We start from the raw sequence: 13375 nt of genomic DNA on the forward strand, positions 1-13375 counted from the left end.
CTCGAAGAAGGTTTCTCACAAGGCTAGATCCTCAGGTGTGAATGTCATCTTGAATGAACGATACGGAGCGAAATCGCTCGGCTTCATTCCCTGCATTTCTGTCAAACGTCCAATATTCTTCACTGCCGCGACTGCCGACGCATCGAACGGACCATCGCCACTGGACTTGGCCACGCTGACCGAAGTCACCGTACCGTCCGGCAACATGCCGATCTGCAGTACAACTGTCATGCCTTTGCGTGCCGAAGGTGGACGGGCCCAACCTTCTGCCGCTCGCGCACGAATCAGGTCATCGAAACTGCCCGCGACTTCGTCACCCTGCTCATCGGCCAAGGCCTGCTGGCGCTGCGGCGTATCGGAAAGCAAATCGGCCAAGGCCTGAGCCTTTTTGTCTTCAGTCGATTTACGTGCCGCATCCTGCGCTTTCTTCTTCGCAGCATCGGCAGCAGCTTTCTTCTTCGCTTCGTCGGCGATTTTCTTCTTCGCCTCTTCAGCTTCAGCTTTCTTCTTGGCGTCTTCGGCGGCTTTCTTCTTCGCGTCTTCGACGATCTTCTTCTTGGCTTCTTCAGCAGCGGCTTTCTTGGCCTCTTCTTCAGCAGCCTTTTTCGCTTCTTCTTCAGATTTCTTCTTGGCTATATCAGCCAATTTTTTCTCTTCAGCCTTCTTGGCTTCGGCGGTCTTCTTGGCTTCGTCGGCTTTTTTGGCTTCGTCAGCCTTTTTCGCCTCGTCTGCTTTCTTCGACTCGTCGGCCTTCTTGGCTTCCTCGGCTTTTTGAGCCGCTTCTTCTTTCTTTTGTTCCGCAGCGGCCTTGATCTCTTCCTGCTCGACCTTCTTCTGCTCCATCTGCTCGACTTCGGTCTGGCGCGCGGCGGATTTCTTCGCCTCACCCGCAATCTTCTGATTGGTCTGGGTGGTTGCCTGACTTTTCGATTTCAGCTGGTAGAGGGTCGCCTGGACAATCGGTTTGGCCGGCGGCAGCTCTGGTGTAAAGGCAAAACTGACGAACAGCATGCCGAACACCAGCACGTGCAGGACAATTGCCAGAACACTAGGCCAGAAGTAGCTTTCCGAGGCGGACGGCTCTCGCTGTTGCTGCATCAGGGGGCCTCGGTAATCAAACCAACATTACCGACCCCGGCTTTCTGCAACCCGCCCATGGCGCCCATGACGGAACCGTAGTCGACGGTCTTGTCACCGCGGATGAAGACCTGGGTACGCTTGCCGCCTTCAGTGCCGGCACGAATGATCTTGGTCACCGCGTCGGTCATTTGAGGCAGAGTCATGGCCCTGTCCTGTTGCTTCTCGGTATCGACTTCGCTGCCAAGGTTCCAGTAGTAGGTCTTGTCAGCCTTGATCGAAATGGTCAGGACCTGAGTGTTGTTGTCCTGCGGCAAGGCTTCGCTGGAAACCTTGGGCAGATCAACTTTCACGCCCTGATTGAGCATCGGCGCGGTCACCATGAAGATAACCAGCAGCACCAACATCACGTCGATGTAAGGCACCACGTTCATCTCGGCAACCGGCTTGCGCTTTTTGCGAGCTCGAGCGATTAAAGCCATTGGAAATTACCTGCTTATTCTTCGCTGGTGTGCACTTTGCGGTGCAGGATCGCCTGGAATTCATCGGCGAAGGTGTAGTAACGGCCCAGCAAGGTTTCGCTGCGAGCGGCGAAACGGTTGTAAGCGATAACCGCAGGGATCGCGGCGAACAGACCGATCGCGGTGGCGATCAGGGCTTCGGCGATACCCGGGGCCACAGTGGCCAGGGTTGCTTGCTGGGCGCTGGCCAGCCCGCGGAAGGAGTTCATGATGCCCCACACCGTACCGAACAGACCGATGTACGGGCTGACCGAACCGACGGTGGCGAGGAATGGCAGGCTCTGCTCGAGTTTCTCTTCTTCGCGGGAAATGGCGACGCGCATGGCACGGGCCACACCTTCCATGACCGCTTCAGGGTCGACACCTGGCTGCTGACGCAGACGGGAGAACTCCTTGAAGCCGGCACGGAAGATCTGCTCCACGCCAGAATCCGGATCCGGGTTGCTGCCCGCCTGACGGTACAGCTTGGACAGGTCGATACCCGACCAGAAGCGCTCTTCGAAGCTCTCCAGGGCACGTCGACCGGCACGCAGCAGATTGCTGCGCTGAAAGATCATGATCCATGAGGTCACCGATGCGGCCACCAGGGTCAACATTACCAACTGCACCACGATGCTGGCATTGCTGACCAGGCTCCACATGGAGGAATGGTCGACGACGTTAGCTTCCACGCTTTATCTCCTGCTTTGAGTGTGTACCCGGGCCGACCGCGTCGGCGAAGGCCGCACGCAAGTCTTCGGGAAGGGCCCGGGGTTTCAAACTGTTAGTGCGCACACAGGCCACCAGAAACTGCCCTTCACAGAGCAGCACATTATCCGTTGCCCGCCTGACCTGCTGTTTGAAGCGCAGGCTGGCACGGTTCAATTCGATTACTTCAGCGCTTACCAGCAGTTCGTCGTCCAGTCGCGCCGGCGCGTGGTAACGCGCTTCGCTGGAGTGCACGACAAACAACAGGTCCTCCCCTGCCAGCTGCGATTGGGCAAAGCCCAGCTCGCGAAGCCGCTCGGTTCGAGCCCGTTCCATAAACTTGAGGTAATTAACGTAATACACGATGCCGCCCGCATCGGTGTCCTCGTAATAAACGCGACAACGATGTGCGAACGACTCAAGCCCGTTTTGCGCGCGCATACTCTAGTGCTTACTCCTCAGGTTGCCAATCCGGCCAGGCAACTGTTTTTCATGGTTTCAGGGCTTTACCGCAAAAGTACCGTCCTATGACCGTACAAACCCTGAATAAATCGACAAAAAATGTGTCTCAATCGTCCACGGCATCGAGAAACTCGTCTGCCACGGGCATTTCACCCATTCGTGACGGGATGTTTAAACCAAAGTGCAGGTACGCATGGCGCGTCACCACCCTGCCCCGTGGAGTGCGCATGATGTAACCCTGCTGGATCAGATACGGCTCCAGCACATCTTCAATCGTGTGGCGTTCCTCGCTGATTGCAGCGGCGAGGCTGTCGATACCGACGGGGCCGCCATCGAACTTCTCGATCATGGTCAATAGCAGGCGGCGATCCTGATGATCGAAACCGTGTTCGTCGACATCCAGCAGGTTCAAAGCCAGGTCCGCCACCGCTTTGGTGATATGGCCCTTGGCGCGCACTTCAGCGAAGTCGCGCACACGGCGCAGTAGACGGTTGGCGATCCGCGGCGTGCCCCGGGCGCGGCGCGCGATTTCGAACGAGCCTTCCGGATCCAGCGGCAGACCGAGGATGGCCGCGGAACGGCTGACAATCGTCGCCAGATCAGCCGTGCTGTAGAACTCCAGACGCTGGACGATACCGAAGCGGTCACGCAACGGGTTAGTCAGCATGCCGGCGCGAGTCGTCGCGCCGACCAGGGTGAATGGCGGCAGATCGAGCTTGATCGAACGCGCTGCCGGCCCTTCGCCAATCATGATGTCGAGCTGGAAATCCTCCATCGCCGGGTACAGCACTTCTTCAACGATCGGCGACAGACGATGGATTTCGTCGATGAACAACACATCGTGCGGCTCAAGATTGGTCAGCAACGCCGCCAGATCACCCGGACGCTCAAGCACCGGCCCGGAAGTGCTCTTGATCGATACGCCCATTTCCTGAGCGATGATGTTGGCCAGTGTGGTTTTACCCAGACCCGGCGGGCCGAAGATCAGCGTGTGGTCGAGGGATTCGCTTCGGCCACGGGCGGCCTGGATGAACAGCTCCATCTGCTCGCGCACGGTCGGCTGGCCGATGTAGTCGGCCAGGCTGACCGGGCGAATGGCGCGGTCCTGGACTTCTTCGCGCTCGCGCGGGCTGTGCGCGGCGGTGATCAGACGATCAGCTTCAATCACTTAAATCATTCCCTTCAGGGCGCGGCGGATCAGGTCTTCACTGCTCAAATTCTTGTCCTTGATGGCGGTAATCGCCTTGCTCGCTTCCTGCGGCTTGTAGCCCAGAGAAATCAGCGCGCTGACCGCATCGTTCTCGGCGGTGTTGACCGGCGCCGGGCCATCCGGCTGGTTCGGTACCAGCGCGAACATGGCCGGCGTAGTTTCCCAGGCCTTGAAGCGATCCTTGAGTTCGACCAGCAGACGCTCAGCGGTTTTCTTGCCGACACCCGGCACCTTGGTCAACGCCGAGGTGTCCTGAGACTGCACGCAGCGGATCAACTCGTCGACTTCCAGACTCGACATCAAGGCCAGGGCCAATTTTGGCCCGACACCATTGAGACGGATCAACTCGCGAAAAAAGTCTCGCTCACGCTTGCCGGCAAAACCATAGAGTAATTGCGCGTCTTCGCGTACGACCAAATGCGTGTGCAAGGTCAGCGGTTCACCGACCGACGGCAGGCGGTAAAGGGTGGTCATGGGCACTTCCAGCTCATACCCGAGGCCGTTTACATCCAGAATCAGGTGCGGCGGCTGTTTTTCAGCCAGGGTGCCGCGCAAGCGTCCAATCACGTTTCAGATCCTTGAGCGTTGGCCAGCCGTGGGCTGGCGACTGTCGAAAGGCGGATTTCGGGCCGACGACCCAGGCGCAAAAACCGGCTTTCAGGAAAATTGATGCTGATGCTATCAGAGACGCAGGCGCCCGCCACGACTGCGTGCCGTTCCCAGACCGTGCGGCAGCAGACTGGAACGTGTGTGCGCGTGGCAAATGGCAATGGCCAGAGCGTCAGAGGCATCGATTTGCGGCTTGCTGGTGAGTTTGAGCATGTGCATGACCATCATCTGCACTTGTTCTTTATTGGCGGCGCCAGTGCCGACCACGGCTTGCTTGACCTGCGTGGCCGTATATTCGGCGATCTCCAGGCACTCTTCCGCACCGGCGACGATCGCTGCACCGCGCGCCTGCCCCAGCTTCAGCGCCGAGTCGGCGTTTTTCGCCATAAACACCTTTTCGATGCCCATGGTCACCGGTCCGTAGGTCTGGATGATCTCGCGCACGCCGCGATAGACGATTTGCAGGCGTTCGTGCAGCTCGCCCGCACCAGTGCGGATGCAGCCGGATGCCACATAGATACAGCCGCCACGTCCGGTATCACGAACTATTCCGTAACCGGTGATGCGCGAACCGGGGTCGATACCAAGAATTAAAGTCATAACGCCTGCAGATTCGGTAAAAGCACGATTTTCAAATCAACCCATAACAAATGTGGGAGCGAGCCTGCTCGCGAAAGCGGTTTCATCATCAGCAACGATGTTGCCTGAAAATCCGCCTTCGCGAGCAGGCTCGCTCCCACATTGAATCGTAGCCGCTCTTAACCGAGCTGAGCGGCCACGTCTTCCGGAATATCCGCGTTGGAATAAACGTTCTGCACGTCATCCAGATCCTCAAGCATGTCGATCAGCTTCAGCACCCTCTCCGCACCTTCCAGATCCAGTTCGGCACTGGTGGTTGGCTGCATGACGATTTCCGCATCATCGCCCTTGAAACCCGCAGCTTCGAGCGCATTACGCACGGCATAGAAACTGGTGAACGAGGTGAACACATCGATCGAGCCGTCTTCGTGGCTAACCACGTCATCGGCATCGGCTTCCAGCGCCGCTTCGGTCAGTGCGTCCTCATCAACGCCCGGCGCGAAGCTGATCTGGCCTTTGCGCTCGAACAAGTAAGCTACCGAACCGTCGGTGCCGAGGTTACCCCCGCACTTGCTGAACGCATGGCGCACAGCTGCGGCGGTACGGTTGCGGTTGTCGGTCATGCACTCGACCATCACCGCCACGCCGCCCGGGCCGTAACCTTCGTAGGTCAGCTCTTCAACGTTATCCGCTTCGGTGGCACCAGCGCCGCGCGCCACGGCACGGTCGATGATGTCGCGGCTCATGTTCGCGCTCAGCGCCTTGTCCAGGGCCAGACGCAGACGCGGGTTGGAACCCGGATCACCGCCGCCCTGACGGGCCGCAACGGTCAGTTCGCGGATCCACTTGGTGAAGATCTTGCCTCTCTTGGCATCCTGACGTTCTTTGCGGTGCTTGATGTTCGCCCACTTGGAATGACCTGCCATAACTCGCTCCGAATTCTCTTTGAAACGTTGCCCGCCCTGCTCATGCAGCGGCCAGCAAACAAAAAAATCTCGACCTGCTCTCTATAGAAAGAAAAAAGGCGCATCCGAAGATGCGCCTTCAGGCCCGTCTTACTCAGCCTTTGGCGTTTCGCGCAAACGAATGTGCAGCTCGCGCAGTGCCTTGGCATCCACCACACCCGGCGCTTGCGTCATGACGTCGGCAGCACTCTGGGTTTTCGGGAAGGCGATCACTTCACGGATCGACTGGGCGCCGGTCATCAGCATCACCAGACGGTCCAGACCGAAGGCCAGACCACCGTGCGGCGGAGCACCGTACTTCAGCGCGTCGAGCAGGAAGCCGAACTTCTCTTCCTGTTCCGCTTCATTGATACCCAGCAGACGGAACACCGCCTGCTGCATTTCCTTGCGGTGGATACGGATCGAACCGCCACCCAGCTCGGTGCCGTTCAGCACCATGTCGTAGGCGCGGGACAGAGCGCCAGCCGGATTGGCTTCCAGTTCTTCAGGAGAGCACTTCGGCGCGGTGAACGGGTGGTGCAACGCGGAGAAGCTGCCGTCGTCGTTTTCTTCGAACATCGGGAAGTCGACGACCCACATTGGCGCCCACTCGCAGGTCAGCAGCTTGAGGTCGTGACCGAGCTTGATGCGCAGTGCGCCCAAGGCTTCGCTGACGATCTTGGCCTTGTCAGCGCCGAAGAACACGATGTCGCCATCGACTGCGCCAACGCGATCGAGGATCACGTTGAGCTTGTCTTCAGGGATGTTTTTCACGATCGGCGATTGCAGACCGTCAACACCGGCAGCGCGCTCGTTGACCTTGATGTACGCCAGGCCCTTGGCACCGTAGATGCCGACGAACTTGGTGTAATCGTCGATCTGCTTGCGTGGCATGCTCGCCCCGCCTGGAACGCGCAGTGCGGCGATACGGCATTTCGGATCGTTGGCCGGGCCGCTGAACACCTTGAATTCAACTTCTTTCAGTTGATCGGCAACGTCGACCAGTTCCAGCGGGTTACGCAGGTCTGGCTTGTCGGAACCGTAGCGGCGCATGGCTTCTTCGAAAGTCATGTGCGGGAAATCGCCGAATTCCAGACCCAGCACTTCCTTGAACAGGTTGCGGATCATTTCTTCGGTCAGGCCCATGATCTCTTTTTCATCGAGGAAGCTGGTCTCGATGTCGATCTGGGTGAATTCAGGCTGACGGTCAGCACGCAGGTCTTCGTCGCGGAAGCACTTGGCGATCTGGTAATAACGGTCGAAACCGGCAACCATCAGCAGTTGCTTGAACAGCTGTGGCGATTGCGGCAGGGCGAAGAACGAACCGGCGTGGGTACGGCTTGGCACCAGATAGTCACGCGCACCTTCAGGGGTGGCACGGGTCAGGATAGGCGTTTCAACGTCGAGGAAGCCGTTCTCGTCGAGGAAGCGACGGATGCTGGTGGTCATGCGCGAGCGCAGACGCAGCTTCTCGGCCATTTCCGGACGACGCAGGTCGAGGAAACGATAACGCAGACGGGTTTCTTCACCAACGTCGGAGAACTCGTTCAGCGGGAACGGCGGAGTTTCCGACTCGTTCAGCACTTCCAGTTCATAACCCAGCACTTCGATCATGCCCGACGCCATGTTGGCGTTGGTCGCACCGGCCGGACGCAGACGCACCTTACCGGTGATCTTCACGACGTACTCGCTGCGCACGCGATCGGCAGCGGCGAAGCTCTCGGCGCGATCCGGATCGAATACCACTTGGGCCAGACCGTCACGATCACGGATATCGAGGAAAATCACCCCGCCGTGGTCGCGGCGACGGTGAACCCATCCGCAAAGGGTAATTTCCTGGCCTTCCAGGCTTTCGTTCAGTTGGCCGCAATAGTGGCTGCGCATCATGATAATGGTTCGCTTCTCGTCATTCGATATTCGGTGGAGATCCCGTTGCTTTCAAAGCAATGCGGAAACTCACGCGTGTCGTTCAACCTGGGGTTGAACCCTAGTCAGATTTGTCGCCACCGGCCAGATTCTTCTTGGTCCCGGTCTTGAAATCGGTTTCGTACCAACCGCTGCCGCTGAGGCGAAAGCCTGGCATGGACAGCTGTTTCTTGAGCTCTGGCGCCTGGCAGGCAGGGCAGTCGACCAGCGGTGCATCGCTGATCTTTTGAATGGCTTCCAACTGATGACCACAGGAAGCACATTGGTAATCGTACATCGGCATGGGGGTGTCTCGGCGATCAGATTGCCACCGCGCGCAGGGCTTTGCGGCGAAAGAGCGGGATTATATCGATTAAATGCGGCCTGTGCAGCCGTAAGACTGCACAGGCCGAGACCTCGTTTGCAACCGCCGTTTCAGAGCGATTCGGCAGTTGCTGCCTGCTTGACGCCGTTCATGACGCACACCACCCGCACCAGCGCGCTGAAATTTCTCACCCCGCCGTGACGCAGATGCACTTCGCGGTCAACGTGGGACAACAACGAGCTGATCGAACAGCAGTTATCTGCGGCCATATTGCCGAGGATGTTCCAGTAGACCCGCTCCAGCCGCAGACAGGTCGCATAACCGTTCAGACGCACGGATCGTGACGATGGCTGAACCAGTGCCATGTCGAACTCGCTGACGAACGGATCAACTTTCAACTCATGGGGCAAGCCGACAATCCTGTCGCCTCGCCTGTCTCCCTCTGCCATATCGGTGACACTCCTTTGCCATCTCTGCCTGTTTGAAAAGTCACATCCTGTGGCTTTCATAAAAGCGCAGACACAAAGTTATAGCCAGACGACTTATTGACCGACTCCGTAGGATAAGCCAACGACACAGGTAGGATTGCGGACAGCGCACGAGCACCGCTGGCGGGCCCGCGCGCTCGGGGGATTACGCTTCCAGCAGCGAGCGCAGCATCCACGCCGTTTTTTCGTGAACCTGCATGCGCTGGGTCAGCAGGTCTGCGGTCGGTTCATCGCTGACCTTGTCGAGCAGTGGGAAGATGCCACGTGCCGTGCGGGTCACGGCTTCCTGACCATCGACCAACTGTTTGATCATGTCTTCGGCACTCGGCACGCCCACCTCTTCCTTGATAGAAGAAAGGCGCGCGTACGTGGCATAGGCGCCCGGCGCCGGAAAGCCCAATGCGCGAATACGCTCGGCGATCGAGTCCACGGCCAGCGCCAGCTCGTTGTATTGCTCTTCGAACATCAAATGCAGCGTACGAAACATCGGGCCGGTGACGTTCCAGTGGAAGTTGTGGGTTTTCAGATACAGCACGTAGGTGTCCGACAGCAGACGCGACAAGCCTTCGACGATGGATTTGCGATCTTCTTCACTGATACCGATATCGATTGCCATGTTTACCCCCTAACGGCGATTGAATTCATCCAACAGGTGCAGACCCACTCTAGCAAGCCTGCCGACACCCCGCAGCCCGGATCGGGTGCAGGTGCTGCGACAAATCGACCGACGCATGCCGCTGGCCGGGCTGATTTGAGTAGCCGCAGGCTTTGCTGTTAAATAGGCAGTGTGTCGCCATGCCCCAATTTTTCGGGGCGTTGCGCATAGGCTGATGCCGTGAACGTGTCCACCGCCTCTTATTTTGTTCCGAAGCGAACCGTGCGCCTTCAGCTCTTCCTTGTGAGCCGTCATAAACGTGAGCCAATCAAAATGTTGAAAATCGTCCACCTGCTAATGGGCGCAGCGGCACTGCTGCTGTCGTTCATACCCAGCTTGAAATCCGAAGCCGTTCCCTACCTGCAACAACCCGATGCACTTTACCTGGCCTTTTTCGGCCTGCTGAACCTGGTGATTGCTCCAGTGATTCCTTTCTGGAACAAAGGCCCTCGTCAGCATCTGCAAAACCTGGTCAGCGCGCTGCTGGTACTGACCGTCGTCCTGCAAACCTTGACCCTGATCGCCCCGATGCCCGTCATCGCCGGTCAGCCAGCCGTGCTGTTCACTCTGGTGATCGCGCTGGTTGCCGTGGTCCTGCACTTGGCCGTCAGCTTCTATCGTTCTTCACCGGCTGCTGCTCCAACCAGCTATGACATGACCAATCGTGATACCGGTACCGTAAAGTGGTTCAACACCTCCAAAGGCTTCGGCTTTATCTCCCGCGATTCCGGCGATGATATCTTCGTGCACTTTCGCGCGATCCGTGGCGAAGGTCACCGCGTCCTGGTCGAAGGCCAGCGCGTGGAGTTCTCGGTAATGAACCGGGACAAAGGCCTGCAAGCCGAGGACGTGATCGCCGCGCTGCCGCGACGCTGATCCAGGCATAAAAAAACCGCGAGCAGCGTGCTGTTCGCGGTTTTTTTACGCCTGATGAAAAGTGCCTGCCTCAGTAATGTGGCGGTGGCGCCTCATCCTCGAAGGACTCGAACTGGCCGACCATCTCTTCCTGACGCTTGAGCAGCGCCGCCATCTGCAATTGCAGGCGCTCGACCACGCGCTGCTGCGCCACCAGCACGTCGTTCAACGACTGAATGGTGTCATCCTGAAACGCCAGACGACTTTCCAGATCGGTAACACGTTCTTCCAGATTCATGACTCAGTCCTCCACAAAGCTGAAATGCTCGGTCAACACCAGTCGCAACCGTTCGCGAATGGCAGCGACCTGCTCGGTACTGTAAGGCTTGGCCGGGTGTTTGCCCCAGACCGGCGCGGGCCAGGCTGCGTCGTCACGTTTGCGCACAATCACATGCATATGCATCTGACTGACAACGTTACCCAAGGTCGCGACGTTCATTTTGTCGGCATCGAACAGATCCTTAAGCAGCTCAGCCAGCGCGGTGGTTTCCTGCCAAAACTGCTGTTGATCGGCGACATCCAACTGAAACAACTCACTGATATCGTCCCGACGAGGCACCAGAATGAACCAAGGGTAATTGGCATCATTGGACAACAGCAGTCGGCAGAGAGGGAAATCACCGATCGTCAGCGTGTCCTGTTGAAGTCGTGAATCTAAAGCAAACACTGCGCGCACTCCCGGCTGATCATTATTCAGCTTAGCGGCCATCCCGATGGACAGCGCACCAAGCGACAGGACGGCAGCATACCTGCGAATGCGCCAGCCTTCACGACGACGCTGAACCCCGCAGCTCTGCCAACGCCCCGAGATGTGACATTTGCGAGCGCGACGCACCAGCACGGAACCAACATCGACGTTCAGCGCAAAAAAATGACCAGAATCAGCAGAGACGTGCAGCGTCATGCCCCTTCAAGCTGTATGAATTCAGAACAGCTGTAAATTTTTTTGCACCAAAACCGCACAGTGCGTCTACGCTCACTGCGTCGGGCATCCGCCAAATACTCACTGGCGGGGTGAACCGGTAACGTTTTTGGTTGTCACGCGCGTTTCTCGGTGTGGCAACACCATAGGAGGAATGGCGTCAAGCACAGAAAAAATCAGGCTTGAAGCCCAGCTTTCACAAGGTTTTCACAAGCGCAGGCGGGTGTTCAGAAAAATAACCGCAACGAAATTGCGGTTTGTGCACGCTTGTTGCATTCGTACCCATATGGACTATAAGCGCACCACCGGAAGTGGATGCCTTAAGCCCCATAAAAACAGTGGCAGGGTTGCCCGATGGAGATTCAAGTGTTTTGCCAGGGACTCTTTTTTACCGATGCAAAAAGGCCCATAAACAGCGAGAAAGTTGTCAGTCCGGCTGCGTCGGTACTGTGAATTTGCGACATCCACCACGCCATTTGCGACACCGTCGTAAAGAAGCTGAAAGGTTGGAATAGCAAGTATCGCCAACATTGTCGGCGTGATATAAGTTTGCGCCGACACAAAAAGAAAGAGCCGCCCAGATAAAAAAACAGGTGGGACGGCAGTACTCTTCTAAAACCAAAGGAGCAAATCACGATGCGCGTGATGAAGTGGAGCATGATCGCACTGGCAGTTGCTGCAGCCGCCAGTACTCAAGTGGCTACGGCCGCCCCGTTTGTTAGTGACCAGGCAGAAGCCAAAGGTTTTGTTGAAGACGCGAAACTCACCGAGACGTTGAAGAACTACTACTTCAACCGCGACAACAAGAACGAAGGCCACGACCAGAAAGACTGGACCCAAGGTTTCCTGGGTAACTTCACCTCCGGTTATACCCAAGGTACCGTTGGTGTAGGTATTGATGCTTACGGCTATCTGGCTTTGAAACTGGATGGCGGTGACGGTACTTCCGGTACTGGCAACATGAGCCGTAGCGATACCCTCAAGGCCAACGGCTATGCTCACGACGTCAACGACAGTCAGGGAAAAGCTGGCGCTTCCATTAAGTTCCGCGTTTCTAAAACCGAACTGAAATTCGGCGACATGCAGCCTAGCACCTCTCCGGTATTCGCTGTTGGCGGTTCCCGTATCCTTCCGCAAACTGCCACTGGCTTCCAGTTGCAGAGCAGCGAAGTGAAAGACCTTGACCTCGAAGCCGGCCACTTCTACTCCGGCTCCAGCCAAGATAAAAACGCACGCGATGGCGGCCTTTACGCCACCTACGCAGGCCAGGAAGCCAAGAACATCGACTACTTCGGTGGCAAGTACGGCATCACCGAGAACCTGAGCGCCTCGCTCTACGGTGCCAAGCTTGAAGACATCTGGAACCAGTACTACGCCAACGTGAACCTCACCACTCCATTCGGTGGTGACACTTCGTTGAATACTGACTTCAACATCTACCGCACCACCGATACCGGCAGTGCCAAAGCGGGCGAAATCAGCAACACCGCATTCTCGCTGGCAACCGCACTGTCGTTCCTGAAAGCACACACCTTCACCCTGGCCTTCCAGAAGGTCAACGGCGACACCCCGTTCGACTACATCGGTGTGGGCAAGAACAACCGTGGTGGCGACTCGATCTTCCTCGCCAACTCCATCCAGTACTCCGACTTTAACGGTGCAGGCGAGAAATCCCTGCAAGCCCGTTACGACCTGAAAATGGCCGAGTACGGCGTTCCTGGCCTGAGCTTCATGGTTCGTTACGTTAAAGGTTGGGATATCGACGGTACCCACACTCCAGTGGGTAGCGCTTACGCCGGTCTCTACGGTGAAGATGGCAAACACCACGAAACCAACTTTGAAGCCAAATATGTGGTTCAAAGCGGTCCGGCAAAAGACCTGTCCTTCCGCATTCGTCAAGCTTGGCACGTTGCCAACTCTGACGAGAAAGAAGGCGACGTTAAAGAGTTCCGCCTGATCACCGAATACCCACTGAACATCTTGTAATCGTCAGTGGTTAGTTTGGTTGAATGAAAAAGGCCCATCTTCGGATGGGCCTTTTTTGTTATCTGTCACTTGTAATAAATGCCTGACCAA

Annotated in this window: 16 protein-coding genes; 2 read left to right on the forward strand and 14 right to left on the reverse strand. The window is 57.2% G+C overall.

What is annotated here, in order from left to right; translation table 11 throughout:
* Positions 1 to 15: 15 nt before the first annotated feature.
* From tolA to BMY54_RS06560, 12 genes are all read right to left on the reverse strand, one after another.
* Positions 16 to 1098, reverse strand: coding sequence for a cell envelope integrity protein TolA (gene tolA / locus BMY54_RS06505; RefSeq protein WP_093430487.1), 1083 nt, complete (start codon positions 1096 to 1098; stop codon positions 16 to 18).
* Complete coding sequence (tolR, locus tag BMY54_RS06510; protein ID WP_161806672.1) at positions 1098 to 1550, reverse strand: protein TolR; 453 nt, start codon at positions 1548 to 1550, stop codon at positions 1098 to 1100. The genes tolA and tolR overlap by 1 nt, the downstream gene beginning before the upstream one ends.
* 23 nt (positions 1551 to 1573) lie before the next feature.
* On the reverse strand, positions 1574 to 2269 hold the full coding sequence (tolQ, locus tag BMY54_RS06515; protein WP_008080223.1) for a protein TolQ: 696 nt from the start codon (positions 2267 to 2269) through the stop codon (positions 1574 to 1576).
* On the reverse strand, positions 2259 to 2726 hold the full coding sequence (gene ybgC / locus BMY54_RS06520; RefSeq protein ID WP_093430488.1) for a tol-pal system-associated acyl-CoA thioesterase: 468 nt from the start codon (positions 2724 to 2726) through the stop codon (positions 2259 to 2261). Before ybgC ends, tolQ begins: the two co-directional genes overlap by 11 nt.
* 127 nt (positions 2727 to 2853) lie before the next feature.
* Complete coding sequence (gene ruvB, locus BMY54_RS06525; protein ID WP_007912736.1) at positions 2854 to 3915, reverse strand: Holliday junction branch migration DNA helicase RuvB; 1062 nt, start codon at positions 3913 to 3915, stop codon at positions 2854 to 2856.
* Entirely contained in the window at positions 3916 to 4524 is a 609-nt protein-coding gene (gene ruvA, locus BMY54_RS06530) for a Holliday junction branch migration protein RuvA (RefSeq protein WP_034153418.1), read from the reverse strand. It abuts the gene before it with no gap.
* A gap of 114 nt (positions 4525 to 4638) precedes the next feature.
* Positions 4639 to 5166: a crossover junction endodeoxyribonuclease RuvC gene (ruvC, locus tag BMY54_RS06535; protein ID WP_007962095.1), complete on the reverse strand. Its 528-nt coding sequence runs from the start codon at positions 5164 to 5166 to the stop codon at positions 4639 to 4641.
* A gap of 158 nt (positions 5167 to 5324) precedes the next feature.
* Entirely contained in the window at positions 5325 to 6071 is a 747-nt protein-coding gene (locus BMY54_RS06540; protein WP_093430489.1) for a YebC/PmpR family DNA-binding transcriptional regulator, read from the reverse strand.
* 129 nt (positions 6072 to 6200) lie between these two features.
* Positions 6201 to 7976 carry an aspartate--tRNA ligase gene (gene aspS, locus BMY54_RS06545; RefSeq protein WP_093430490.1) on the reverse strand — a complete coding sequence of 592 codons (1776 nt, stop codon included), beginning with the start codon at positions 7974 to 7976 and terminating at the stop codon, positions 6201 to 6203.
* Positions 7977 to 8076: 100 nt separating this feature from the next.
* A complete protein-coding gene (locus BMY54_RS06550; RefSeq protein WP_093430491.1) occupies positions 8077 to 8298 on the reverse strand; it encodes an FmdB family zinc ribbon protein in 222 nt (73 codons plus the stop codon).
* A 131-nt stretch (positions 8299 to 8429) separates the two neighbouring features.
* Entirely contained in the window at positions 8430 to 8768 is a 339-nt protein-coding gene (locus BMY54_RS06555) for a ribbon-helix-helix domain-containing protein (protein ID WP_093430492.1), read from the reverse strand.
* Positions 8769 to 8952: 184 nt separating this feature from the next.
* Positions 8953 to 9423 carry a Dps family protein gene (locus BMY54_RS06560; protein ID WP_038366640.1) on the reverse strand — a complete coding sequence of 157 codons (471 nt, stop codon included), beginning with the start codon at positions 9421 to 9423 and terminating at the stop codon, positions 8953 to 8955.
* Between the two features lie 312 nt (positions 9424 to 9735).
* On the opposite strand from BMY54_RS06560, the gene BMY54_RS31140 reads away from it, so the two are divergent.
* Positions 9736 to 10338, forward strand: coding sequence for a cold-shock protein (locus BMY54_RS31140; RefSeq protein WP_007912746.1), 603 nt, complete (start codon positions 9736 to 9738; stop codon positions 10336 to 10338).
* 70 nt (positions 10339 to 10408) lie between these two features.
* On the opposite strand, the gene BMY54_RS06570 is transcribed toward BMY54_RS31140, so the two are convergent.
* Complete coding sequence (locus BMY54_RS06570; RefSeq protein ID WP_093430493.1) at positions 10409 to 10615, reverse strand: SlyX family protein; 207 nt, start codon at positions 10613 to 10615, stop codon at positions 10409 to 10411.
* A gap of 3 nt (positions 10616 to 10618) precedes the next feature.
* A complete protein-coding gene (locus BMY54_RS06575) occupies positions 10619 to 11044 on the reverse strand; it encodes an HIT domain-containing protein (RefSeq protein ID WP_093430702.1) in 426 nt (141 codons plus the stop codon).
* Positions 11045 to 11935: 891 nt separating this feature from the next.
* Between BMY54_RS06575 and BMY54_RS06580 the strand changes: the two genes are divergently transcribed.
* Positions 11936 to 13285, forward strand: coding sequence for an OprD family porin (locus BMY54_RS06580; protein ID WP_093430494.1), 1350 nt, complete (start codon positions 11936 to 11938; stop codon positions 13283 to 13285).
* The last annotated feature ends 90 nt before the right edge of the window (positions 13286 to 13375 follow it).

The sequence above is a fragment of the Pseudomonas sp. ok266 genome (genome assembly GCF_900110195.1).
GTDB lineage: Bacteria > Pseudomonadota > Gammaproteobacteria > Pseudomonadales > Pseudomonadaceae > Aquipseudomonas > Aquipseudomonas neuropathica.